Source organism: Neisseria flavescens, assembly GCF_001618065.1.
GTDB classification, from domain to species: domain Bacteria; phylum Pseudomonadota; class Gammaproteobacteria; order Burkholderiales; family Neisseriaceae; genus Neisseria; species Neisseria flavescens_A.
This window is the reverse complement of sequence record NZ_LAEI01000002.1, coordinates 84,082-109,063: the sequence shown is the minus strand read 5'-3', so window position 1 is coordinate 109,063 and position 24,982 is coordinate 84,082. Positions and strand designations below refer to the sequence as shown.

The 24,982-nt window shown below is 51.0% G+C and carries 22 protein-coding genes and 2 pseudogenes; 11 read left to right on the top strand and 13 right to left on the bottom strand.

Annotated elements, in window-relative coordinates:
* Positions 1–4: 4 nt before the first annotated feature.
* Positions 5–846, top strand: a pseudogene (locus TW89_RS12205) (cell division protein).
* A 391-nt stretch (positions 847–1,237) separates the two neighbouring features.
* Here TW89_RS12205 and TW89_RS01155 read toward each other — a convergent pair.
* Positions 1,238–1,765 carry a DUF4189 domain-containing protein gene (locus tag TW89_RS01155; RefSeq protein WP_128580280.1) on the bottom strand — a complete coding sequence of 176 codons (528 nt, stop codon included), beginning with the start codon at positions 1,763–1,765 and terminating at the stop codon, positions 1,238–1,240.
* Positions 1,766–2,021: 256 nt separating this feature from the next.
* Here TW89_RS01155 and tldD point away from each other — a divergent pair.
* The 3 genes and pseudogenes from tldD to prmC all read left to right on the top strand — a co-directional run bounded on the left by tldD (position 2,022) and on the right by prmC (position 4,782).
* Positions 2,022–3,465: pseudogene (gene tldD / locus TW89_RS01150) on the top strand (metalloprotease TldD).
* Positions 3,466–3,518: 53 nt separating this feature from the next.
* Entirely contained in the window at positions 3,519–3,980 is a 462-nt protein-coding gene (locus TW89_RS01145; protein ID WP_128580279.1) for a hypothetical protein, read from the top strand.
* Complete coding sequence (gene prmC, locus TW89_RS01140; RefSeq protein WP_128580278.1) at positions 3,970–4,782, top strand: peptide chain release factor N(5)-glutamine methyltransferase; 813 nt, start codon at positions 3,970–3,972, stop codon at positions 4,780–4,782. The genes TW89_RS01145 and prmC overlap by 11 nt, the downstream gene beginning before the upstream one ends.
* An 86-nt stretch (positions 4,783–4,868) precedes the next feature.
* Here the strand turns inward: prmC and TW89_RS01135 are convergent, their stop codons facing one another.
* The 4 genes from TW89_RS01135 to TW89_RS01120 form a co-directional block, all read right to left on the bottom strand.
* Positions 4,869–5,663: a 3'-5' exonuclease gene (locus TW89_RS01135; RefSeq protein WP_039863832.1), complete on the bottom strand. Its 795-nt coding sequence runs from the start codon at positions 5,661–5,663 to the stop codon at positions 4,869–4,871.
* A 770-nt stretch (positions 5,664–6,433) separates the two neighbouring features.
* A complete protein-coding gene (locus TW89_RS01130; protein ID WP_283114208.1) occupies positions 6,434–7,318 on the bottom strand; it encodes a lipid A biosynthesis lauroyl acyltransferase in 885 nt (294 codons plus the stop codon).
* Between the two features lie 78 nt (positions 7,319–7,396).
* A complete protein-coding gene (gene ruvC / locus TW89_RS01125) occupies positions 7,397–7,942 on the bottom strand; it encodes a crossover junction endodeoxyribonuclease RuvC (protein ID WP_003684216.1) in 546 nt (181 codons plus the stop codon).
* Between the two features lie 9 nt (positions 7,943–7,951).
* A complete protein-coding gene (locus TW89_RS01120) occupies positions 7,952–8,782 on the bottom strand; it encodes a carbon-nitrogen hydrolase family protein (RefSeq protein WP_128580276.1) in 831 nt (276 codons plus the stop codon).
* A gap of 93 nt (positions 8,783–8,875) precedes the next feature.
* On the opposite strand from TW89_RS01120, the gene TW89_RS01115 reads away from it, so the two are divergent.
* The 4 genes from TW89_RS01115 to TW89_RS01100 all read left to right on the top strand — a co-directional run bounded on the left by TW89_RS01115 (position 8,876) and on the right by TW89_RS01100 (position 11,338).
* Positions 8,876–9,175 (top strand): porin, encoded by a 300-nt coding sequence (locus TW89_RS01115; protein ID WP_128580275.1) that lies wholly within the window; start codon positions 8,876–8,878, stop codon positions 9,173–9,175.
* A 302-nt stretch (positions 9,176–9,477) separates the two neighbouring features.
* Entirely contained in the window at positions 9,478–9,672 is a 195-nt protein-coding gene (locus TW89_RS01110; protein ID WP_063068317.1) for a CsbD family protein, read from the top strand.
* Positions 9,673–9,743: 71 nt separating this feature from the next.
* A complete protein-coding gene (locus TW89_RS01105) occupies positions 9,744–9,902 on the top strand; it encodes a DUF1328 domain-containing protein (protein ID WP_039862543.1) in 159 nt (52 codons plus the stop codon).
* A gap of 143 nt (positions 9,903–10,045) precedes the next feature.
* Positions 10,046–11,338, top strand: coding sequence for a valine--pyruvate transaminase (locus TW89_RS01100; RefSeq protein ID WP_128580274.1), 1,293 nt, complete (start codon positions 10,046–10,048; stop codon positions 11,336–11,338).
* Positions 11,339–11,406: 68 nt separating this feature from the next.
* Here TW89_RS01100 and TW89_RS01095 read toward each other — a convergent pair whose 3' ends face one another.
* The 7 genes from TW89_RS01095 to TW89_RS01065 all read right to left on the bottom strand — a co-directional run bounded on the left by TW89_RS01095 (position 11,407) and on the right by TW89_RS01065 (position 20,264).
* The gene (locus TW89_RS01095; RefSeq protein WP_049328943.1) at positions 11,407–12,165 is read right to left on the bottom strand and encodes an iron ABC transporter ATP-binding protein; all 759 of its coding nucleotides are present in this window, start codon (positions 12,163–12,165) and stop codon (positions 11,407–11,409) included.
* Between the two features lie 83 nt (positions 12,166–12,248).
* Complete coding sequence (locus TW89_RS01090) at positions 12,249–12,875, bottom strand: FmdE family protein (protein WP_128580273.1); 627 nt, start codon at positions 12,873–12,875, stop codon at positions 12,249–12,251.
* A gap of 140 nt (positions 12,876–13,015) precedes the next feature.
* A complete protein-coding gene (locus tag TW89_RS01085; RefSeq protein WP_128580272.1) occupies positions 13,016–14,881 on the bottom strand; it encodes an acyltransferase family protein in 1,866 nt (621 codons plus the stop codon).
* Positions 14,882–15,010: 129 nt separating this feature from the next.
* Positions 15,011–15,982: an iron chelate uptake ABC transporter family permease subunit gene (locus TW89_RS01080; RefSeq protein ID WP_063068312.1), complete on the bottom strand. Its 972-nt coding sequence runs from the start codon at positions 15,980–15,982 to the stop codon at positions 15,011–15,013.
* Entirely contained in the window at positions 15,972–16,940 is a 969-nt protein-coding gene (locus TW89_RS01075) for an ABC transporter permease (protein ID WP_128580271.1), read from the bottom strand. The genes TW89_RS01080 and TW89_RS01075 overlap by 11 nt, the downstream gene beginning before the upstream one ends.
* A 230-nt stretch (positions 16,941–17,170) precedes the next feature.
* Entirely contained in the window at positions 17,171–18,133 is a 963-nt protein-coding gene (locus tag TW89_RS01070) for a siderophore ABC transporter substrate-binding protein (protein WP_128580270.1), read from the bottom strand.
* Positions 18,134–18,248: 115 nt separating this feature from the next.
* Positions 18,249–20,264 (bottom strand): TonB-dependent receptor domain-containing protein, encoded by a 2,016-nt coding sequence (locus TW89_RS01065; protein WP_128580269.1) that lies wholly within the window; start codon positions 20,262–20,264, stop codon positions 18,249–18,251.
* Positions 20,265–20,679: 415 nt separating this feature from the next.
* Between TW89_RS01065 and groES the strand changes: the two genes are divergently transcribed.
* The 3 genes from groES to groL are packed head-to-tail and all read left to right on the top strand — an operon-like array spanning position 20,680 to position 23,067.
* Positions 20,680–20,967, top strand: a complete 288-nt coding sequence (gene groES, locus TW89_RS01060) for a co-chaperone GroES (RefSeq protein WP_003744509.1) — start codon at positions 20,680–20,682, stop codon at positions 20,965–20,967.
* Between the two features lie 39 nt (positions 20,968–21,006).
* Positions 21,007–21,372 carry an Imm51 family immunity protein gene (locus tag TW89_RS01055; RefSeq protein WP_128580268.1) on the top strand — a complete coding sequence of 122 codons (366 nt, stop codon included), beginning with the start codon at positions 21,007–21,009 and terminating at the stop codon, positions 21,370–21,372.
* Positions 21,373–21,432: 60 nt separating this feature from the next.
* On the top strand, positions 21,433–23,067 hold the full coding sequence (gene groL / locus TW89_RS01050) for a chaperonin GroEL (protein ID WP_128580267.1): 1,635 nt from the start codon (positions 21,433–21,435) through the stop codon (positions 23,065–23,067).
* A gap of 294 nt (positions 23,068–23,361) precedes the next feature.
* Here groL and katA read toward each other — a convergent pair whose 3' ends face one another.
* Complete coding sequence (katA, locus tag TW89_RS01045; protein WP_128580266.1) at positions 23,362–24,876, bottom strand: catalase KatA; 1,515 nt, start codon at positions 24,874–24,876, stop codon at positions 23,362–23,364.
* Positions 24,877–24,982: the final 106 nt, after the last annotated feature.

Genomic DNA, 24,982 nt, shown 5'->3' with positions numbered 1-24,982 from the left:
CATCATGAAATGGCTGTTTGCGGTCTTGGTCGCACTCAACATCATTGTTTTTGGCAGCATGGTTGCCTATCGGACACAACATAAAACCGCCAAACCCGAATCTGCTTTGGAAGGCGGTACGCACGAATTATTGCTCCCGTCTTCTTTGGACGCGCCCAAAGCCGAGCCTCGGCAGGCATCGCAACCCGATTGGGTGGTGGTCGAATCAGACGGCCTGATTATGGCCGAACCGGAATCCGAAGAAGCGGAAGCCTTGCGTAAAAAGCAAGAAGCGCAACAGTTGAAAGAGAAAAAGAAAAAATGCGCCGTGAGAAAGAGGCGCAAGAGCGTCGCGCCGCTGAAGAAGAGATGGGCGCGGCCGGCGTGGAACGCTTGTGTACCAGCAGCGCCACCGTGGTGATGGATGAAGACGATTACCACCGCATCAAAGGCCTGTTGGGCAAATGGCCTCATGCGGCCAGCCGCAGTATCGAAAAACGCAACGGCGCATCCGGTGGCGAGACTGCTTCTAAAACCTTCCGCGTGGTCTTGCCTGCCGACGGCGACACTTCCGCCCAGCTTGATGCCTTGGGCAGCCGCGGCTTTAGTGGCAGCATTCACAACGGCGAAATCAGCATTGACGTAACACGCAGCCGTTCTTCCGCCCAAGTTTTGATTTCACGCTTGTCCAGCGCAGGTTTTGGCGGCGCGCGCATTGTCGAACAGGAAGACAGAAGCGCACCCGATACCGGTTTGAGCGTGGCGCGAATGACCGTGGTCTTTATGGCAGTCGACGAGCGCGATGCCCAAGACATCAGAAACATTGTCGGCCGTTATGGCAAGTTGAACATGAAAACCTGCCGATAATCAGGCCTATTCGGTTTCAGACGGCCTGATCAGCAGTCCCAAGCCTGATAAACTGAATACCACAAAACACGAAACCCACTGTATCGGCAGTGGGTTTCATGTTTTTCGGTTTTGAGTATCTGATATAAAGGGGAACAGGTATGTTTCGTATATGCGCACTCCGAGTATCAAGAGATAATGGGGAAGAGGGGGATAAAATCTGTTGTTTAATGGCTCGGATCAGGACGTCTTCCGAGTGGTTTTGATTATACGCTAATAATAACTATTATCAATAGCAAAATTGAAAAAATAATGGGTTTTGTTGTAATGATTTGTTTTGTATGGGAATTAAATTTCGGTATCGGCTTTGCCGTGATTGAAAAGGCCGTCTGAACAACAGACGGCTTTGGGTCTATTCGAATTTAGGCAGAGAACAACCTTCAGGCATAACAATTTTGCATTCAGTCATTCCTTCATTCTTACAATTTAATAAAGCAGTCTTTTCTGCAGCTCCTTGTTCTGCAGCACCTCCTATGACTCTAGTTTGTTTATTCAGTTTTCCAGTAGCGGCAGCTATGCATCCGTTTCGAACCCAACTGAGTACTTTACAATGAATATTTTTATTTCCTGCACCGCATTGTTTAATCGCAGCTCTCTGTGCCTCAGCTTTTGAATTTTGATTTAATGCTCCACCTATATTCCCAGACCTTGCATCAAAAGCTAAAGCTCCAAATTTGGAAGGAACTTTTACATCATAATAAATAATTTTCTTAGGTTGTGTATGAGTATTTGATTGAGATGGAACATTATATAAAATTTGTCGGCCCGAGCTGTCGATAATACGGCATGTTCCAGTTGCAGGTTGGTATTCACCGCCACAGCCGTTGGCATAAACATTAAGACTTGCCAGTCCTAGCAATACAACAAGTAACTTTTTCATTTCAATTCCAATCTATTTATTATTTGAATCTTTATCAGCCTGCGCTGCATCAATCATACGATGATTTGTTATCTTCTCTACGCGGCTGACGTTGAACTAGGGTAAGGCAAACATTTCAACCCTATATTTCAGACGGCCTTTTGATTTGTTTTAATCACTCATAAACCCAAGCAATCAACATATCCAAAGCCATATAAAATACCGTATAATCAAGGCCAAATTAACTTTGCCTGCTTGTCGGGCCGTCTGAAAAATTATGCAACAAACCTACGCCGCGGTACAGCGAGATTTGCTCGAAGCCAACCATCTTTCCCCCGATTTGCTCGCCCAAAGCCTGAGCATTATCGGCGCCAACCATGTCGATTATGCCGACATCTATTGTCAGCGTACTGCTTATGAAAGCTGGCATTTGGAAGAGGGCATCGTCAAATCGGGCAGCTTCCAAATCGATCAGGGCGTAGGCGTGCGTGCTGTTTCGGGTGATAAAACCGCTTTTGCCTACGCCGACAGCCTGTGTATCGATTCGATCAACCGCTCTGCCAAAGCCGTGCGCGTGATTGGTGCGGCCGGTGGCGAGGCCAGCGTCAAAGTGCCGACACCTGCCTACGGCAAGCCTGTCCATATGGCGATTGACCCTATTGCCAGCCTCGATTCTGCCGCCAAAGTCGCGCTGTTGAACAAAGTCGAAACGCTGGCCAAAGCTGCCGATCCGCGTATCGTGCAAGTGATGGCTGGTTTGACCTGCGAATACGACATGGTGTACATCGCCCGTCTGGACGGCAAACACGCTGCCGACATCCGCCCGATGGTGCGCATGAACGTCACCGTCATCGCCAAGCAGGGCGAGCGTCGCGAGCAGGGCAGCGCGGGTGGCGGCGGGCGTTATGATTTGGCGTATTTCGATGAAAACTTGGTGCATTGGTTTGTCGATGCCGCCGTCAAACAAGCCCTGACCAATCTTGAATCCCGTCCTGCGCCTGCCGGCGAGATGACCGTCGTTTTGGGCAACGGCTGGCCGGGCGTGTTGCTGCACGAAGCGGTCGGACATGGTTTGGAAGGCGATTTCAACCGCAAAGAAACCAGCGTTTTTCTCCGGCCGTATCGGCGAGCGCGTGGCCGCCAAAGGCGTTACCGTTGTGGATCAAGGCGATATTGCCGACAGACGCGGTTCGCTCAATATCGACGACGAAGGCAACGAAACTCGCCGCACTGTATTGATTGAAGACGGGATTTTGGTCGGCTATATGCAGGACGAAACCAACGCCCGCCTGATGGGTACGCAATCGACCGGCAACGGCCGCCGCGAAAGTTACGCTTCTGCGCCTATGCCGCGCATGACCAATACCTTTATGGAAAACGGCGGCTATGAGCCGGAAGAAATCATCACGTCCATCGACAAGGGCATTTACGCCGTCAATTTCGGCGGCGGACAGGTGGACATTACCAGCGGCAAGTTCGTGTTCAGCGCATCCGAAGCGTGGTGGGTGGAAGGCGGCAAGCTGCAATACCCCGTCAAAGGCGCAACCATCATCGGCAGCGGCCCCGAAGTGCTGAAACATGTTTCCATGATTGGCAACGACACTGCGCTCGACAGCGGCATCGGCGTCTGCGGCAAAGAAGGGCAGAGCGTTCCTGTCGGCGTCGGACAACCGACCCTGAGAATTGATGCCGGACTGACCGTCGGTGGTAGCGAAATTTAAACGGCAGGCCGTCTGAAAGGTTTTCAGACGGCCTTTTACATTAGGATAAAACCATGCAGGAACAGAATCGGAAATCAAGTTTTCCCATCGTGATGTTGCTGGTGTCGGTTGCCCTGTGGATAGCGTCTTTGTCCAATGTTGCATTTTATTTGGGCAATCATGAAAGCATGAAGGGTTTGACCGTTTTGATTTTGGGGTCGATATTTGCTTCTTTGGACATCAGATATTGTGCGGCCTATGCCAATTATGTTTGGTTGGCGGCCATTGTTTTGCTGGCGTTGCGGAGGAAGGTTGTGCCTGTCCATGCGGCGCTTTGGGGCTTGGCGCTGGTGGCTTTCAGTGTGAAAGCCGTACACGTCGATGAAGCAGGGAATACATCGGATATCGTGCGCTACGGCGCCGGATTTTATTTGTGGTATGCCGCATTTGCGGTTGCCACCATCGGCACGTTTGCCGGAAAGATTAAGGAAAGAAAAGCCACAACGCTGGCAGATGGGACGAAAAATGACGCTTGATGAATGGTTGCGCCAATCGGCACTGCCCAAAAATGAAGCGCGGATGTTGTTGCAATATGCGCTGGGTTACACGCGCGCGCAGCTGGTGACACGCGGTACGGACGATTTGGCAGACTCCGCCCTGCAAACCTTGGAGGCTTTGGTACAACGCCGTCTGAAAGGCGAGCCGATGGCCTATCTGTTGGGCGAACGCGAGTTTTACGGACGACGCTTTGCCGTCAATCCCCATGTGCTGATTCCCCGTCCTGAAACCGAGCATTTGGTGGAAGCCGTACTCAAACGCTTGCCGCCGCAAGGCCGTATGTGGGACTTGGGGACAGGCAGCGGCGCCATTGCCGTGACCGTCGCGCTTGAACGCGGTGATGCCGATGTTCACGCATCCGACATCAGCGTCGGTGCTTTGGATACTGCCCGTCAAAATGCGGCCGAATTGGGCGCAAAAGTCGAGTTTGCGCAGGGTTCGTGGTTTGATACCGACAGGCTGTCTGAAGGCCGATACGATGTGATTGTTTCCAATCCGCCGTATATCGAGGATGGCGATGAACATTTGTCGCAAGGCGATTTGAGGTTTGAACCGCAAAACGCGTTGACCGACTTTTCAGACGGCCTCAGCCATATCCGCCACATTACCCAGGAAGCACCTAAATATCTGAAAGCCAACGGCTGGCTGCTGTTTGAACACGGCTATGACCAAGGCGAAGCGGTGCGGAACATTATGCTTGAGAACGGTTTTGCCGAAGTGGCAACCGAACAGGATTTGGCAGGATTGGACAGGGTCACGCTGGGGCGTTTGCCTGCTTAGTGGGCATGGTTTGTCGAATATATAAAAAAAGGGCGTGTCGATCACGCCCTTTTGGTTTTCTGGTTTATCTGTTCAGACGGCCTGGTTTAACGCCAAGCAGCGACGAACTCCGCCCAGTGTTGTTTTTCTTCGGCTTGTGCAGCCAGATAATGTTTGATGCGTTTGATTTCGACTTCGTATTCGTCGGCATCGAGCGCGCCGCTCATCATGCGAAAGCGCATATACATCAGGTAGGTATTGGCGGCATCGGTTTCGCAATAGTCGCGGATGTCTTTCAGACGGCCTGCATGATAAGCGTCCCAAACCTTGCTGCCGTCCATGCCCAGTTTGCCGGGGAAGCCGCAGAGTTTGGCCATATCGTCCAAAGGCACGCTGGCACGCGGTTGGTAGAGGGCGAGCAAATCCATCAGGTCGCAATGGCGGGTGTGGTAGCGGCTGATGTAGTTGTTCCACTTAAAGTCGCGACTGTCGCCAAAGTCGCCGTCGCCCATGTCCCAATAACGGGCGGCGCTGATGCCGTGTATCAGGGCGCGGTAGTGGAGGACGGGCAGGTCGAAACCGCCGCCGTTCCAGCTGACGAGTTGCGGCGTATAGTTTTCAATGACCTCGAAGAACTTGGCAATCATGACTTCTTCGCTGTCTTCGGGATCGCCGATGGTGCTGACGCGGATTTTGTCTTGCCCCCAGCGCATACAGCAGGAGATGGCGACGACTTGGTGCAGATGGTGTTGCATAAAGTCGCTGCCGGTTTTGGCACGGCGTTGCTGCTGGGCAAACAGGACGACTTCGTTGTCGGGCAAATCGGCAGGCAAATCGTAGAGCTGGCGGATGCCGTTTACGTCGGGGATGGTTTCGATGTCGAAGGCGAGTATCGGAGTCATGGCGTGATCGGGTTGGATAAGGGATGATGTCATTGTGGCATGACGGCGCAGATAAAAAAAGAGGCAATCCCCCACAGGATTGCCCCAATACCTCAAATCAGAGATTTACGCTTCACAAACAATACAGGCTTTCACCTGCGGCTTTACAGATGCAGCTCAACTCTGCATCAGTAAACTTTCATTTCGGGCATTGCACCGAAATCCTATAAAATACCGCAATTTCTTGCAATATCAGAAAACTGCTTACAAAAGTATCTAAAACCAGCGAGGTCGTCTGAACGTTTTGTAATTTGATGTAGTGAAATTTACGCGAATTTTTACAGTTTGCCAAGTATTTTTTTCCGAAGGCTTATTTCAGTGTAAATTTCAGGTATTGTCATATTTTTGCAATTATATTTCATAATTATTTTAAATTTAGATATTTATTTGTTTTTTTAAATTTTTAATTTAATTTAATTTCATATTTTGAATGATTAAAATGCATTTTTTTAGATGAACTTTTTGTAATGTATTGTTTTTAAAAGAAATTAAATTTAATATGTAAATGAAAAAAGTGTATTGGGCCTGATGTTTTTCATTTGAGAAAAAATATAGGGTTATTTGAAAGTTTCAATCACGATGAAAAAAGTTGTTTTTAAAGCATTTAAAGCGGAATATTATTTGATTGTTTGGATTCGAACATGAATTTTGGTTTGATTCGATTAAAATGAAAAAGCGGCGAAAGAAGGATTTCGCCGCTTTTTGCATATTTAAATTGTAATTTGATGTAGTCAATAAAAGCTGTTTTCGCCTTCGGGACGGGTTTTGAAGCGTTTGTGCAGCCAGAAATATTGTTCGGGATGCTCGCGTACCCGCTCTTCGATGAAGTCGTTCATGCGCTGGGTGTCGGCTTCGACATTTTCGGTCGGGAAATTGTCCCAAGCAGGATAGAAGCGCAGGGTTACGGTATTGTCGGCTTCACGCGTGGGGATGGCGGGAATGATTTTGGCTTTGGTCATGCCGGCGATACGGCTGAGGCCGGTAATCGTGGCCGTCTGAATGCCGAAGAAATTGACGAAAATGGACTCGTTGCGGCCGAAGTCTTGGTCGGGCAGATAAAGAAAGGGCGCATCGCTTTTGCGCAGGTGTTTGATGATGGCGCGCAGGCCTTCTGTACGGCCGATCAGGAAAACATTGTTGTAGCGGTGGCGGCCTTTCAGGATCTGCTCGTCCAGGGCTTTGTTTTTTTGATGCGAATACATGCTGGTCAGCGGCACATCCTGATTGAGCGTGTAAACCGCCATTTCAAATGCGGTAAAGTGCGGATAGAGGATGATGACTTTTTCGCCGACGGCGAGGGCTTCGTCAAGATGGTGTTTGTCTTGATAACGCACCAACGAGCGCAGCTTGTCCGCAGGTGCGTACCAGTAGAGGCCGTATTCGAGCATCAGCTTCGCCATGTGCTGAAAATGGCGTTTGAGCAGGACGGTGCGCTGGCTGTCGTTCAGCTCGGGAAAGCATTTTTTGAGGTTTACCTCGCCGACTTTGCGGCGCGGTTTGACTGCGTAATAGGCAAGAATGCCGATCGCGTCGGCAATCTTGTGCAACACGCAAAAAGGCAGCAGGCGGATGAGGTAGAGAAAAAGGAAGGCGGCTTTCATGAAGGCTCGCTGTATGTGGGCAAAGGGCTATTATAACCGAAAGGCCGTCTGAAAAAGGGCTGGAACACTATTTCAGATGGCCTGAATGTCGGCTTACCATTGGAAACGGCCGCGTTTGACCTGCAGGCCGTCGGGGTTGAGTTGCGAAGCCAATCCGTGATTGCGCAGGGCGTGGGTGAGGGCGACGGCGAGTCCGTCGGCGGCATCGGCTTGCGGCGTGCCTGAAAGTGCGAGCATTTGGACCACCATATGCTGCACCTGCTCTTTGGCGGCCTTGCCCTTGCCGACCACCGCCTGCTTGACTTGAAGCGCGGTGTACTCAAACACGGGCAAGTCGTGCATGACCAAAGCGGCAATCGCCGCACCGCGCGCCTGACCAAGCATCAAAGTTGCGGCCGGATTGACGTTGACGAACACTTGCTCGATGGCCGCCTGATGCGGCTGATAGTGGCGGATGATTTCGTCGATATGGCGGACAATCACGGCGATACGTTCGGAAAGCGACGCACCTGTCGGCGTTTTGATACAGCCGGAAGCAACATAATGATGTTCGCGGCCGTGGACATCAATCACGCCGAAGCCGGTCACGCGGCTGCCGGGGTCGATGCCGAGAATGCGTGTGGGTTGGAACTGGGACATAGTGCGTGTTTAAAGTAATCGGTGTTTCAGGGCAGGCAGGCGTGTGCGCACGCTTTGCAGGCGCGCGGTATCCAAATCGGCACAAATCACACCTTCGCCTTCCGGCAACGTCGCCAACACATCGCCCCAAGGGTCGATAATCATACTGTGGCCGAATGTGCGGCGGCCGCTTTCATGCAGTCCGCCTTGTGCCGATGCGATGACGTAGCATTGGTTTTCCACTGCACGGGCGCGAAGCAGCAATTCCCAATGCGCCTTGCCGGTCGTGTAGGTAAACGCGGCCGGCAACAATAAAACATCAAACGGCTGCTGGGCGCGGAAAAACTCAGGAAAGCGCAAATCGTAGCAGACCCCGGCCGCCAGCGGAACATCGTCCACGCTCAGCTTCGGCACATCACTGCCTGCCAGTATTGTATCGGCTTCGGCGTAGCGTTCGCCCAAACCGGAAAAGCCGAAAAGGTGCATTTTGTGGTAAAGCCCGATTCGGTTGCCGTCGCGGTCATACACCAGCATCGTGTTCATCACCTTGCCAGCGTCTGGGCTTTGCAGCGGAACCGTACCGCCAAACAACACCACGCCGCATTCCCTTGCCGTTTCGCTTAAGGCCGTCTGAAAACGGGTGTGGCAGGTTTCGCCAACTCGTCCATCGTCCAAAGGCTCGGCAAATGCCAGCTTGTCCGTATCGTTTTTGCCCATCAGCGGCCAATATTCGGGCAGCAACACCCAATCCGCCCCTTGTTCGGCCGCCTCACGGACAAGGCGCTTCATGGTGACAATATTGGTTTCTGGGTCGGTGGACGACACCATTTGCACAGCGGCGGCGCGTAAAGAGCGCATCATCAAAACTCCTGTCAGATTTTGCAAGAATTGTAACTTGTTTACGCGCAAGGCCGATACAATCGTCACACAATTCCTCTCCAAAAAGGATAAACCATGAACTTAAAACTTCTCCTCACTGCCGCACTTTCTACCGCCGTACTCGCCGCACATGCCGACGTACAGCTTTACGGCAGCATCAAAAGCGGCATCGAAACCTCGCAAACCCGTTTCGGCAGCCAAACATACAGCCGAACTGCCGTTGCCGACCAAGGCAGCCACATCGGCTTGCGCGGCTCACATCCGATTGGCGGCGGAACGAATTTTATTTGGGAAGTCGAACAAGACACACCGGTCGGCAAAAGCGGCTCCATCCGCCAAGACTGGCGTGAACGTCGAGACAATTTTGGCCGTTAAAGGAAAGATTGGATAGTAAAAGGCCGTCTGAAAGATTTTCAGACGGCCTGTTTTTATAGTAAGGCCGTTTGATTTAAAGAATACGCTTATAAGGGTGGTAATCAATAATATCTTAATATTTTCAAAATTTAACAGCTTTGTATAACTTATTGATTAATTGAGAGATTAATAAGATATTAGTTGATTGATTAAAAAATCAGCATTGTCTTTGCTTGAAAATTAATAAATTATCAAGTAAGGTTAAATGCAAGCGGTTTTATCCGTTAGTTAAATATTAATCAATAAGATAGGATGGTATAATCATGAATGAAGATATTATCAAAGGAAAATGGGAGCAACTCAAAGGTAAAGCCAAAGAAAAATGGGGCGAGTTGACAAACGACGATTTAGAAATCATCGAAGGCAAGCGCGATCAGTTGGCTGGTAAGCTCCAAGAGCGTTACGGTCGCACTAAAGATGAAGCTGAAAAAGAAATTGATGATTGGCTGAACAGCTAAGACCGTTGAATTTCACCATAAACGGTCGTATCCCCCTCGACCGTTTTATATTAAACCGAAAGGAAAAAATCATGCTTCATTATTCGATCGTTTTCTTTATAATCGCTATTATTGCAGCTGTATTAGGTTTCGGTGGTATTGCAGGTAGTGCGGCAGGCATAGCCAAAATTTTATTTGCCGGTTTCTTGATCTTGTCGGTGATATCACTGATTTTTGGCAGGAAGAAATAATACCTGTAAACCAATAAGGTTGTATCAAGCCACCATTCCGTCAAATAGGCCGTCTGAACAATCAGGATAACTGGTTTTCAGACGGCCTTTGTTCTTATAATAGCGGTTTATTGTTTCCACACACACCTAGCAACGGAGTTTCCATGCAGTTTTCAGCATTCGGCGAAAAATTCACACAACACAGCGGTATTTTGCAGTTGATGGACGATTTGGGCGATGCGCTCAAAAGTGACAAGCCCGTCAACATGCTTGGCGGCGGCAATCCGGCGAAGATTGCTGAAGTCAATGCGGTGTTCGCCGATGTGTTTTCTAAACTGGCGGCGGAACACGCTGTTGAGAATATCGGCAATTATTCCAATCCGCAGGGCGATGCGGCGCTGATTGCGGCTTTGACTGAGTTTCTCAACCGCGAATACGGCTGGAACCTGACGGCGGACAATATCGCGCTGACCAATGGTTCGCAAAACGCGTTTTTCTATTTGTTCAACCTGTTTGGCGGCAAATTCAATCTTTCAGACGGCCAAACGGCTGAGAAAGCCATTTTGTTGCCGCTTGCGCCTGAATATATCGGTTATGCCGACGTGCATGTCGAAGGGCAGCATTTTATTTCGGTAAAACCGAAAATCGAAAATGTCGAACACGAAGGCGAAGCGGGATTTTTCAAATACCGCGTGGACTTTGACGCGCTGGAGAGCCTGCCTGAATTGAAAGAGGGCAAAATCGGTGCGATTTGCTGTTCACGCCCGACCAACCCGACCGGCAATGTGTTGACCGACGGCGAGATGGCGCGTTTGGACGCGTTGGCGCAGGAACACGGGATTCCGCTGATTATCGACAACGCCTACGGAATGCCGTTCCCGAATATTATTTACAGCGATGTGACGCTCAACTGGCACGAAAACATCATCCTCTGCTTCAGCCTTTCTAAAATCGGCCTGCCCGGCGTGCGTACCGGCATTATTGTCGCCGCGCCGGAAGTGGTCAAAGCCGTCAGCAGTTTGAATGCGATTGTGAATTTGTCGCCAACCCGTTTTGGCGCGGCGATTGCGGCTCCGCTGTTAAACGACGGCCGTCTGAAACAGCTGGCCGATGAAGTGATTCAGCCGTTTTACCGTCAGCAGGCGCAAACGGCGGTTTCCCTGCTCAAACGCGAATTGGGTGCGTATCCGTTGAAAATCCATAAGCCTGAAGGTGCGATTTTCTTATGGCTTTGGTTTGAAAACCTGCCTGTTTCGTCGCAAACCTTGTACGAAATGCTCAAGGCCGAAGGCACGCTGATTATTCCGGGCGAGCATTTCTTTGTCGGCATCGATACGCAAGACTATCCGCACGCGCACGAGTGCATCCGCATGAGCATTGCGCAGGACGCGGAAACGCTGGAAAAAGGCATTGCCGCGATCGGTCGCGTGGTGCGTGGTTTGTACGATAAAAAATAAATGCTTTGAATAGGCAAAGGCCGTCTGAAACATGAGCAATCGGGTTTCAGACGGCCTTTTTGTCGGATTTAGATATGGTGGATAACCAGTTTTTTGCCTTCGTAATCGAGGACGTTGACGTCCATATCGAATAAGGTTTTGATGTTTTCGGCGGTGAAAATATCGTTGGGCTTGCCCTGCATGGCGACTTGGCCGTTTTTCATGGCGACGACGTAATCTGCGTAGGCTGCTGCCTGGTTGATATCGTGCAGGACGACGACGGTGGTGCGTTTGTGTTCGTCGGTCAGCCGGCGCAGGATCTGCATGAGGGAGCGGGCATGATACATGTCGAGGTTGTTCAGCGGTTCGTCCAGCAAAACGTAGTCGGTGCGCTGACAGAACACCATGGCAATCATGGCGCGTTGGCGTTGGCCGCCGGAAAGCTCGGTCAGGTAGCGGTCGGCAAAGTCTTGCAGGTGGAACTCGGCAAGTGCTTCTTCGACGATGGTTTTATCCGTTTCAGACGGCCTGCCTTGGTGGTAGGGATAACGGCCGAACATGAGCAGGTCGCGTACGGTAATGCGGCTCATGATGCTGTTTTCTTGGGTGAGGATGGAGAGCGTGCGGGCAAGTTCGGCGGTGGGGGTGGTTTTGATGTCTTTGCCTGCGTAGCTGATGTCACCGTGTACCAAGGGCTGCAGGCGCGCCATAAAGGAGAGGAGGGTGGACTTGCCTGCGCCGTTCGGGCCGATCAGTGCGGTAATGCCGCCTTCGGGGATGTCGAGGCTGACGTCGTTGAGGATGGGGTTGCTGCCGATGGTGTGGCTGACGTTGCGGATGGTAATCATAGGCGGGTCCGAAAATGGGAAGTTGGGGTTTCAGACGGCCTTTCAGCATGAGGCCGTCTGAATTTTATTCCTGTATGGTGTGGTTAGATTTCGCTGACGGTAACAAATTCGGGATTGTCGGCTTGGTCAATCAGGAAGGCGCGGACGCGTTCTTGCCAAAGCTCGCCGAATTGTTTGAGTTCGTTGGCACTTGCGCTGCCGCTGACGGCTTTGGGCATAATGTCGCGCATTTTCGGTGCAAAGGGTTGAAGCGCGGCGTTGAGGCTGACGGCAACGGTTTTGCCGGTATCGCGGCGGCGGAGCGCGAGTGTGCCGTTGATTTCGTCTGCACCAAAGGACAATAAATGGCGGCGGGCAAAGCGTCCGGCTGGGCCTACGCCGCCAAAGCCGGTTTCGGGTGCTGCGCCGGTAAGGAGTTGGACGACGGAAGCGGTAACGCCGGTTGTACCTTCGTCACGTTCGCCCTGCATAAATGCTTCGATGTCGCCGCGTTGCGGCAGTTCTTCGCCGTAAAGGGCTTTAAGGCCTTTGACCACCATCAGGTAGGCACCGGCGACGGTCGGGCAGGAGTGGCCGCACAGGCGCACGGCATCGGCGTAGTGGTAAGTGAGGATGCCGTTTTCGGCCGCGCCGAGGAAGTCGGCCAATGCGTCTTGGACGGTAATGGTCGGGGCGTCATCGAAGAATGAAGGGAGGCGTTCTTGTGTCATGAGGGTTATCCTTTATGGGTTTGCTTAGGCCGTCTGAAGGTTTCAGACGGCCTGAAACCTTTGCGGCATACTGTTTGCTGCGCTTTGAGCGGCATTTGCATTCAGTATTGCGGCAAAGGTTTCGGACTGAAACTGCGGTGTTATTTTAGGAGTATTTTTTTGTCCTGTATAAATTTTTCCGCCAGTTTTGTCACACCGTGGGTATTGAGGTGGTTGGTGTCAAAATATATCGGCAGGTCGTCTATGGTTTTGTCTGCCGGAATAGGCTCCATGATGTTGACCCAGTGCACGGCAGGCCGCTGTTTGACGATGTTTTCTATGGTTTTGTCGGCTTCGGCGGAGCGGGCAATTTCCGCTTTTTTATGCTCGGAAACGTATTGCATATCGATGCCGAGACGCTGTTTCAGGTAGTAATGGCGCAGGGGCAGTTGCGCGCTCATCGGCGTGTCGGCAAAGACGTAAACCTGTTTGCCCTGTTGAATCAGGGTGTCGAGCATTTTGCCGAAATGATCCGTAAAACCGGGCTTGTCGGTATGCAGGAACCAACGTTGCGAGATAAAGACCACCGGATAGTTTTCAACCTTTTGTGCGATAAAGCGGTTGTAAGAGTTGCAGCGTTTGGCACGGCGGTCACTTTGCGGCAGGAGGAAGCCGAAGGCAACGCCGCAACTGTTGGACGAGATAATGTCGGCGGCAAAGCCTTCCTGTTTGCCCACTATATCAATAAAGGGCGTCAGGTGGGCGGCGTGGGAGTCACCCATCAGCAGGACTTTGCTGCTTTGATTTTCCGCGCCGACAGCGCAGTCGGTTTTGGTCAAGGTATCCGCGCAGATTTTACTTTCGTCAACCGTATATAGGTTTGCCTCGTATGCGGCCGGTTTGGCAGTCAGCAGGTAGCCGGCGGCAGGAATCAGCAGAGCGAAATAGGCGGCGATTACCCCGATGAATTTCTTGGTGGTGAAATTCTTTATCCGTCGCACTGGTGTTTCGACAAAGTAATAGGACAAAACGGACAAGCCCGACATCAGTACGACGGCCAATACAATCGCGGACATCGGCAAAGCGTTGTCCATGTAAACATAGCGCATGACGGCCAAGACCACCCAATGCCAGAGATACAGTGAATAGGAAATCAAACCGATAAACACAACGGGCTTGAGGCTCAACAGTTTGGCGGTATTGAAGCCGCTTTGCGTTTGCAGGGTTTTGCCCGAGTAAATCAAGCCGCCAACCGCCGTACAGCACAGCAGCCGTTCGATATTGCCTTCGCCGGGCAACACGCCGTAAGGAAGCAGCAGCATGGCGGCAATAACCGCCATCATCGCCCAGCCGACCAAAGGTGTGCTGAAACGGTCGTTGGTTTGGGAGGGCGGAATAAAGGCAAAAAGCGCGCCGATCAGCAGCTCATATGCGCGCACATAAGGCAGGAAATAAGGGTCCATGCCGAAGGTGGGCAAAAAGACGGACAGCAGGCTCAATACAATCAGCAAAAGGATGAATTGGCGGATGTTGCGCCCTTTGCTGAATCGGAAAAAGGCAATCAGCAAAACCGGAAAAACAAAGTAAAACTGCTCTTCCAGCGATAAAGACCAAATGTGTTGCAAAGGTTTTTCCACCGCATCGGCATCAAAATAACCGCCGCGCCGTGCAAAAAACAGGTTGGCCGAAAACAGCAACGCAAACACTGCCGATTTGACGTATTGGCGCAGGTCAAACGACAAGAAAAAGATTGCGGCGGCCAAACTCGTACACAGCAATACGCAGGAAAAAACAGGCAAAATGCGCTTCGCGCGGCGTTTGTAGAATTCTAAAAACGAAAAACTGCTGTTTTGCATTTCGCGGCTGATGATGGTGGTGATCAGGTAGCCGGACAAAACGAAAAACATATCCACACCGAGGAAACCGCCGGGCAGCCAAGCGGCGTTGATGTGGAAAATAATAACGGCCAAGACGGCCAAAGCCCGGATGCCGTCCAAGTCGGGACGGTATTTTAATGTCGTACTCATTTTTTGTAATTTTAGTAAATTTAGTGATGTTTACTATGAGTACATGTCAGAAATTTAGTTTCATTTCAATAGTTAAATATTTTTTAACACAGGCTTCAGACGGCCTGAAGCTGTTTGGGCTTGTTTAATTTATTTCTTTTTCAACACCAAATATAAAAATACCAATCCGCCTGCAAATTCGACGACCACGCTCAATACAGCCTGCATGCCGAGGAAGTGTTCGAAGATGGTTTGCCCGCCGACCAATAGGATGCCACCGACACAAAAAGTCATGGGTAGGCGGACGGAATGTTTGACCGACGGAGAAAAATGGTTGGCTAGCGCGGCAACCAGCAGGCCGAAAAAGCTTACCGGGCCGACAACGGCGGTGGCGGTTGCAACCAGTGCGGCGATCCACAACAGCAGCCATAAGGTATTGCGCGTGTAGTTGATGCCCAAATTGATGGCTTGATTGCGGCCGAGCAGGTAAACATCGAGGCGGTGGCGTTCGCGCCAGATCACGGCGGCGCTGATGAGCAACACGATTGCGCCGATACCCAACAATTCCGAGTGGACGGTATTGAAGGTGGCAAACATATTCGCCTGCGCGGCGGTAAATTCTTCGGGGTCAATCATGCGCGAAAGCAGCGATGACAGGCTGCGGAACAAAATCCCGAAAATCACGCCGATTAAAATCATGCGCGACAAATCGCGTCCGCCCTGTTTGATGAGCGTGTAAAACAGCAGCAGCGAGCCGCCCATCATGACGACCAGTTCAAAGCCGAATTTGCCCGTCAACGGCAGGGAAGCATAGCCCACGCCGCCGAGCGTAAACACCAGCAAGGTCTGTAAAAACACATACAGCGAATCGAAACCCAAAATCGAAGGGGTCAGAATCGGATTGTTGGTCAGCGTTTGGAAGAGTTGAGTGGACACGCCGACTGCATAGGCGACCATCAGCAACGCGGCAAGCTTGGTCAGGCGCAGGTGCAAGACAAAGTCCCAATCGCCTTTGACGTTGAGCGTCATAAACAGGACGCAGGAAACCAGCAACAGCGCAAAGGCGACCCACAACGGACGGCTGCTTCCTGCCATAAAACCGATATTTTTTTCAGACGGCATGAGCAGGTTTCCTTAATAAAAGCCATAAAAACAAAGCCGTCCCCATTACACCAAAAACCGTAGAGACCGGAATTTCAAACGGAAACACAATCACGCGTCCGACAATATCGCACAGCAACACCAAAGACGCGCCCAGCAAGGCCACCGCCGGCAGGCTCTGGCGCAGCTTGTCGCCCATCAGGCGGCTGATGATGTTCGGCACGACTAGGCCGATAAACGGAATATTGCCGACCGTTACGACCACCAAAGACGTAATCAGCGCCACAATAATCAGCCCCGACCACAGAATCGCCGTCCGGTTCAGCCCCAAATTCACGCTTACTGTTTCGCCCAAACCCAAAATCGTCAGCTGGTCGGCAATTAAATAGGCAAACAAAGCCAAAATCCCCGTTGCCCACAACAATTCATACCGCCCGAGCAACACGCCGGAAAAATCGCCCTGTTGCCACACGCCCAGCATTTGCAGCATTTCGTTTTCATACGCGATAAAGGTGGCCACCGCCTCAATCACACCGCCGAAAATAATCCCGACCAAAGGCACCATCAGTTGCGCGGTCGGCGGCAGGCGGCGGATCAGCAGCATAAAGACCAGCATCCCGATCAGCGCGGCAACGGCGGCAACCGACATTTTTGCCAGCAGCGGCGCAGCCGGCAGCAGCAGGGTCATCAGCAGCAAACCCAAAGCCGCGCCTTGGCTTGCGCCCACCATCGACGGTTCGACAAAACGGTTGCGCATCAAAATCTGCATAATCATGCCGGCCACCGCCATCGACGCACCCGTCAGCACAATCGCAAACGTGCGCGGCAGGCGGCTGATGAACATGACCTGCTGGCTGTCGGATAGGGAAAACAGGGTGGACCATTTGAATTCGGCCACGCCGACCGACAGGCTGACGGCAAACAATATCAGCAGCGCCATGCCGTTGACCGCATTTAAAAATGAAGGTTTGTGAAACATAAAATGGTTCGGAAAAAATAAGGCCGTCTGAAAGAAGGGTTAAGGTATTTGGCAAAAAAGGCAGGTTTGCCCATCATAAAAACAGATGCAAACAGGCAAAACTTGTCCATTTGCACCATGTATTTTCAGACGGCCTAAATCCAATGACTTCAGATCAAGCAACTTGACCATGTGAGTCATCAAATCCTTCAGGCCGTCTGAAAGAAACGGGCGGCTATGCCCGTGCCGAATTACTTGGCGGCATTAAACGCATCGCTTACCTGTTTGGAAGCATTCAGCAATTCTTGCGCGCCGCCGGCCGCCAGATAAGTTTCAGGAACAAGGTAAACCACCTGTCCTTTTTTCCAAGCGGTTGTTTCGGCAACCAGCGGATTGTTCAACACATCTTTTGCCGCCTGGCCTTCTTCACCGATGGCCGCGCCGCGGTCCAAAACAAACAGCCAATCAGGGTTTTTCTCTTTCAGGTATTCAAAGCTGATAGGCTGGCCGTGGCTGCCTTCTTTAATCGATTCATCAACAGCGGGAACGCCGATGTCTTTATGCAACCAACCGCCCAAACGTGAGGAAGGGCCGAAAGCCGACATCTTACCGCCGTTGACCAATACCACCAAACCCTTGCCTTTGCCTTGCGCAGCAGTTTTCGCCGCTTCAAACGAAGCATCGATTTCCGCTTTCAGTTTGTCTGCTTCGGCCTGTTTGCCGAAGATTTGCGCCAGCGCATCGATGCGCTCTTTGGAACTTTCTTTCAGATTGGCGGTTTCGGCGGTCATTTCGATAGTCGGCGCAATCTCGTTCAACTTGTCAAATGCTTTGGCTGCACGGCTGCCGATGATGATGAGCTGCGGTTTGTAAGCGTTTAAGGCTTCGTAGTCAGGCTCAAACAGCGTGCCGGCAGGTTTCGTGGTTTTGAAATATTCGTCCAAGTAGGGCAGGCGGTTTTTGTCGATGGACAAACCGGTTTTCACGCCCAATTTGTTTAAAGTATCGAGCATGCCCAAATCGTAAACGGCGATACGCTCTGGATTTTGCGGCACTTTCGCATCGCCGCGCGTGGTTTTCACCGTCAGGCTTGCGCCTTCGGTTTGGGCGGCAGAAGCGGAAGCAGTTTGGGCTTGGTTGGACGCAGAATCTTTCGGTGAACACGCACCCAAAGCGAGGGTGCAGCATACGGCTAAAGCAGTCAAACGTAACATAGGGTTTCTCCGTAGTCGGAAATAAAGTAAATCGAAATGATAACTTGTATCGGATTATAAAGCTAGATGCCGTCTGAAAACTTTTGTTTTCAGACGGCTTTTTCAAGCTGATTGCTTAGAAGCGGTAGTTCACGCTTAGGCGGACATCGCGGCCTGGTTCAGGCAGGGAGTTGGCACCTGCGCGTTGGCTGTGCGGCTTGTAGTTTTTATCAAAGACATTGTTGACGGAGAAGTTGACGTTCAAGTCGTCTTTGCCTGTCGGTTTCCAGTTGGCGAAGATATCGTTGACGCCGTAGCCTGCACGGACAACATTCAGAGCCACATCAGAGCCGCGCGAGGTTGGGGCGTAGCCTGCATTTTGGACATAACGTCCGCGCCAGCCGATTTCCAGATTCGGATTGTCGAATTGGTAAGACAGACCTGTTGTCCATGTGCGTCCCATCGGGATGGCGGTCGTTACTTTGTCGGCGGTATCGCCGTTCAGCTTCGGTTTGCTGTAGGCTACGCCTGCACGTGCGGTCAGACCTTTCCAGCGGTAGGCTGCGTTCAGTTCGTAACCTGTGTTTTTCAGCTTGCCGCCGTTATACCAAACATGGTATTTCCCCTCTTGGCCGATGGCCTGTACATCTTTGATTTGTTGATGGAAATAGCTGCCGGACAATGTAAGGGCAGAATTCCAGTGGTAGTTGAAGCCGATTTCCGCATTTCGTGAGCGTTCCGCTTTCAAATCAGGCGATGCTTTAATCGATCTGATGCTCATTAAAGCCGCTTCGTACAGGCGGGGGCTGCGGGTTGCATAGTTCAGGCTGGTGTTGATGGAAAAATCAGGGGTAATGTCATAAACCAACCCGATGCTTGGATTGAGGTTGCCGTCTGAATTTTCTGTATTACTGCTGGTTTTCATTTTCCAACGGTCATAGCGCAAACCTGTGGTCAGCGTAACCGGAGACAAATCCCAAATACCTTCTACATATACGCCGGCATCGCTTTTCTTCTCGTTGTTTTCTCCGTTTGAGCTGCTTTTTTGAGTGCGCCAGTTTACTCCGTATTTCAAGGTATGGCGGTCAAATAGACGGCTGTCGAGATTGAGGTTGGCTCCGTATGTCCGTACTTCGCCGTCCAATTCATAATCTGGACTGGGGACTTCATCACGTTTGGTATTCAAACGGTAAACATTGGCTTTGATTTTGTCGATAAAGCCCAAGTTTCCGCCTTTGAATTCCAAGTTGGTGGTGTCTTGGGTCAGTGTGCGGTAACGCGGCGAGTTGGTGGCGACATTCGGAATACGGTTGCCGTTGGCATCCAAAACGTATTGACCCGTACGGCGGTCGGTTTGGAAGACTTGCGAGAAATCGAACTCTTCGCGCAGGGCGCGTTCGCCATATTGTTTCTCTTGGCGGTGGCTTAATTCAATACGGTTGTCCTCGTTGAAACGATAGCCGATTTTGCCCAATAAGCCGCGAGAACCCAATCCACTGTTTAAAACCTTATCGCTTCCGAGCAGATTACGGTAACCTTTGCCTGCCGTGTATTCTTTGTCGCGCACGAAATTGCCTGAAACCAATGCGTCAAAACCGCCTGCCTGACCGTAAACGCTTGCGCCGCGTGAATAGCCTTTATTGCTGCTGATGCCGGCATTGACTTTGAAACCGACGTTTTGACCTTCCCTCAGCAAATCTTTGGCTTCAACCGTTTCGGCAACAATTGCGCCGCTGGTTGCACCGATACCTGCAGAGGCCGAACCCGTACCTTTTTGCACGGCAACGACTTTTACCAATGCGGGGTCAAGCATAAAGCGACCGTTGTGGTGGAAAATCTGGCTGTCAGTGTAAGTATCGTCAACTTTATAGTCTATTTGGTCTTGTCCCATGCCTCGGATGGTTACCCATTGCGACTGACCGTTGCCGCCGCCGAAACTGATAGAGGGTTCGTTGAACAATACGTCTTTTAAATCAGTGGAAGTCGTTTCTTCCATACGTTTCGTCGTTACACGGTGTGTGGCGCTTGTGGCCTGACCTTTGACGGTAACGGTATCAAGTACAACATTGTCTTTGGCTTCATTTTCTGCGTGTGCAAAACCGGCCGCCAGTGTTAGTGACAGCAGGCTCAGTCGAAACAGGGGCGTATTCATTGGGAAATGTCCTTAATAAAATGACAGCAATAAAAAATAAAAGCAAATAAAGAGAAATTATCTTTAAAATATGCAATTAAGAATAATCATCATTTATAATAATGCATATAAAAAAAACGGTTGTAAAGAGTTGTATTGAATTTGTTAAGGAAGCGGGTTGTTTTTAAACGAACTTTGCAGTTGGTATATCAGGCCGTCTGAAAAATATGTGATCGGGCATTTTTGCGTATGAAAATATTTGGAAAGACTGCATAGAAATTTTTACTTTTTCCCTTGAATTTGTCGCAAACAACCCAAATCTACCCGCCATTACGGCAGGCTTTCTATAAGCGTGTCGCTATTTCCAAGCAAACCGTGTCTGTCATGTCCGACAGACAATTGTTTTCAATCTATTTATTTATCGGAGCATTAAGACATGACCATCCGCCCTTTACACGACCGTGTAGTCGTCAAACGCTTAGAAGCTGAAGAAAAAACCGCCTCCGGCATCGTTTTGCCGGGTGCGGCTGCTGAAAAACCCGACATGGGCGAAGTAATCGCCGTGGGTGCGGGCAAAATCGGTAAAGACGGTGCGCGCCGTCCGCTGGATGTCAAAGTCGGCGACAAAGTGATCTTCGGCAAATACAGCGGCCAAACTGTAAAAGCCGACGGCGAAGAGCTGTTGGTAATGCGTGAAGAAGACATCTTCGGTATCGTTGAATAAGATTTTTAAATATTAAGGCCGTCTGAAAAAGGGTAAGCAATGGCAGACTACATCCGTATTTCAAAGTCTGAAGATCTCAAACAGATCAGTATCCAATTCGATTGTGGACAAGATTCTGTGTTCACTTTGGGCGAAAGGATGAATGAGGCTTGTGAAGAAGCCTATATGAACGGCTACAACTGGGATGCCTTCTTCAATGCCTATTTGGGCGTTTACGCGCCTGAACTGCTTGAGAACTTGGATTCTGACCCTGAAGGCGGTTCATATTTCGCCTATTATTCGCTGACACCGGAAAATTGGGGAAAAGCTGAGAAATTCAAACAGATTGCTGTTGATTTGGTTGAAAACGAAAGCAAGATTTTCGAATTTCTGGAAAGCTACGGCGACAGTGTGGAATGGGATTGACCTTTCCAGACGGCATCATCTTTATTTTTACAGTAAAACAGATTTTTAAGGATTAAAAACATGGCAGCAAAAGACGTACAATTCGGCAATGAAGTTCGCCAAAAAATGGTAAACGGCGTCAACGTATTGGCAAACGCCGTACGCGTAACTTTGGGCCCTAAAGGCCGCAACGTGGTACTTGACCGCGCTTTCGGCGGCCCGCACATCACTAAAGACGGTGTGTCTGTTGCAAAAGAAATCGAATTGAAAGACAAATTCGAAAACATGGGTGCGCAGATGGTGAAAGAGGTGGCGTCTAAAACCAACGACGTAGCCGGTGACGGTACCACTACTGCAACCGTATTGGCGCAATCCATCGTTGCCGAAGGCATGAAATACGTGACCGCCGGCATGAATCCGACCGACCTGAAACGCGGTATCGATAAAGCCGTTGCCGCTTTGGTTGACGAGCTGAAAAACATCGCCAAACCTTGCGACACTTCTAAAGAAATCGCCCAAGTCGGCTCTATTTCCGCCAACTCTGACGAACAAGTCGGCGCGATTATCGCCGAAGCGATGGAAAAAGTCGGCAAAGAAGGCGTGATTACCGTTGAAGACGGCAAATCTTTAGAAAACGAGCTGGACGTGGTTGAAGGTATGCAGTTCGACCGCGGCTATCTGTCTCCTTACTTCATCAACGACGCTGAAAAACAAATCGCTGCTTTGGACAATCCGTTTGTATTGTTGTTCGACAAAAAAATCAGCAACATCCGCGACTTGTTGCCTGTTTTGGAACAAGTGGCCAAAGCCAGCCGTCCGCTCTTGATTATCGCTGAAGACGTAGAAGGCGAAGCCTTGGCGACTTTGGTCGTGAACAACATCCGCGGCATTCTGAAAACCGTTGCCGTTAAAGCTCCGGGCTTCGGCGACCGTCGCAAAGCCATGTTGCAAGACATCGCCATCCTGACCGGCGGCACTGTGATTGCCGAAGAAGTCGGCCTGTCTTTGGAAAAAGCGACTTTGGACGACTTGGGTCAAGCCAAACGCATCGAAATCGGTAAAGAAAACACCACCATCATCGACGGCTTCGGCGACGCAGCCCAAATCGAAGCGCGTGTTGCCGAAATCCGCCAACAAATCGAAACCGCAACCAGCGAATACGACAAAGAAAAACTGCAAGAGCGCGTTGCCAAATTGGCAGGCGGTGTGGCAGTGATCAAAGTCGGTGCTGCTACCGAAGTTGAAATGAAAGAGAAAAAAGACCGCGTGGAAGACGCGCTGCACGCTACCCGCGCAGCCGTTGAAGAAGGCGTGGTTGCAGGCGGTGGCGTAGCCCTGTTGCGTGCCCGTGCTGCTTTGGAAAACCTGCACACCGGCAATGCCGACCAAGACGCAGGCGTACAAATCGTATTGCGCGCCGTTGAGTCTCCTCTGCGCCAAATCGTTGCCAACGCAGGCGGCGAACCTAGCGTGGTGGTGAACAAAGTATTGGAAGGCAAAGGCAACTACGGTTACAACGCAGGCTCCGGCGAATACGGCGACATGATCGAAATGGGCGTACTCGACCCTGCCAAAGTAACCCGTTCTGCGCTGCAACACGCCGCATCTATCGCCGGCCTGATGTTGACCACAGACTGCATGATTGCTGAAATTCCTGAAGAAAAACCTGCTATGCCTGATATGGGCGGCATGGGTGGTATGGGCGGCATGATGTAAGGCCGTCTGAAACCTTCAGACAAAAAAGCAAAACCGCACGGCAATCAGCCGTGCGGTTTTTATTTGCCAGTGGGAAGCGTGAGAGGGTGCATGAGGAGTTGTAGAGAAAGGGTAGCCAGTTCCATTGAATCAGAAGCAATCAAATAAACTTCATCATCAAAAAAGGCCGTCTGAAACTTTATTTTGCGTTTCAGATGGCCTGCTTAATGATCTAAACCGTTACTTTTTGCCCGAACGGCTGTATCGGACAGCTTGAGACAAGATTTCTTCAATTTCTATCCACATAATGCCTCCTTACAGTAAACCAGGTTGACCTAAAGCCGGGTCGGTCGCACGGGCAGCTTGGGCATCTTCGACAGTCAGTCCAAGGGCTTTGGCTACGCCTTCGCCGTATGCCGGATCGCAACGGTAGCAGTTGCGGATATGGCGATATTTGATGAAGTCTGGTGCATCGCCCATGGCTGCGGCGGTGTTGTTAAACAAAGCTTGTTGTTGCTCATTGTTCATCAGCTTGAACAAGGCACGCGGTTGGCTGAAATAGTCGTCATCGTCTTGGCGGTAGTCCCAGTGCGCCGCGTCACCGTTGATTTTCAAAGGGGGCTCGGCGAAGTCGGGTTGTTGCTGCCATTGGCCGAAGCTGTTGGGTTCGTAGTGCGGCAGGCTGCCGTAGTTGCCGTCGGCGCGACCTTGCCCGTCGCGCCGGTTGCTGTGAACAGGGCAGCGCGGGCGGTTGACGGGAATTTGGCGGAAGTTTACGCCCAGGCGGTAGCGCTGCGCATCAGCGTAATTGAACAAACGCGCTTGCAGCATTTTGTCGGGGCTAGCGCCGATACCGGGAACGAGGTTGCTCGGTGCGAAGGCGGATTGTTCCACATCGGCGAAGAAGTTTTCGGGATTGCGGTTTAACTCAAATTCGCCCACTTCAATCAGCGGATAGTCTTTTTTCGGCCAAACTTTGGTCAAGTCAAACGGATGATAAGGCACTTTTTCTGCATCGGCTTCAGGCATGACCTGGATGTACATCGTCCATTTCGGAAACTCGCCGCGTTCGATGGCTTCGTACAGGTCGCGCTGGTGGCTTTCGCGGTCATCTGCAATGATTTTGGCGGCTTCTTCGTTGGTCAGGTTTTTAATGCCTTGCTGGCTGCGGAAATGGAATTTCACCCAAAAACGCTCGCCCGCTTCGTTCCAGAAGCTGTATGTATGCGAACCGAAGCCGTGCATATGGCGGTAGCTGGCAGGGATGCCGCGGTCGCTCATGACGATGGTGACTTGGTGCAGGGCTTCGGGCAGCAGCGTCCAGAAGTCCCAGTTGTTCGTGGCGGAGCGCATATTGGTGCGCGGGTCGCGTTTGACGGCTTTGTTCAAGTCGGGGAATTTGCGCGGGTCGCGCAGGAAGAATACGGGCGTGTTGTTGCCGACCATATCCCAGTTGCCTTCTTCGGTATAGAACTTCAATGCAAAGCCACGGATGTCGCGTTCCGCATCTGCTGCGCCGCGCTCGCCTGCCACGGTGGTGAAACGGGCGAACATCTCGGTTTTCTTACCGACTTCGCTGAAGATTTTGGCGCGGGTGTATTTTGTGATGTCGTGTGTCACGGTAAACGTACCGAACGCGCCTGAACCTTTGGCGTGCATACGGCGTTCAGGGATGACTTCGCGCACGAAGTCGGCGAGTTTTTCATTCAGCCACAAATCCTGCGCCAGCAGAGGGCCGCGCGGACCGGCAGTCAGGCTGTTTTGATTGTCGGCAACGGGCGCGCCGTTGTTCATGGTCAGGTGGGTAACAGGGCATTTGGAGGTAGTCATGATGGTTTCCTTTGCAAAATGGTCAGTGGTTTATAAAACGATTTGCCGGAAGGCATATTCGTAGCCGGTTTCTTGGCATTCATAAATTTCTTGTATCGACATTTGT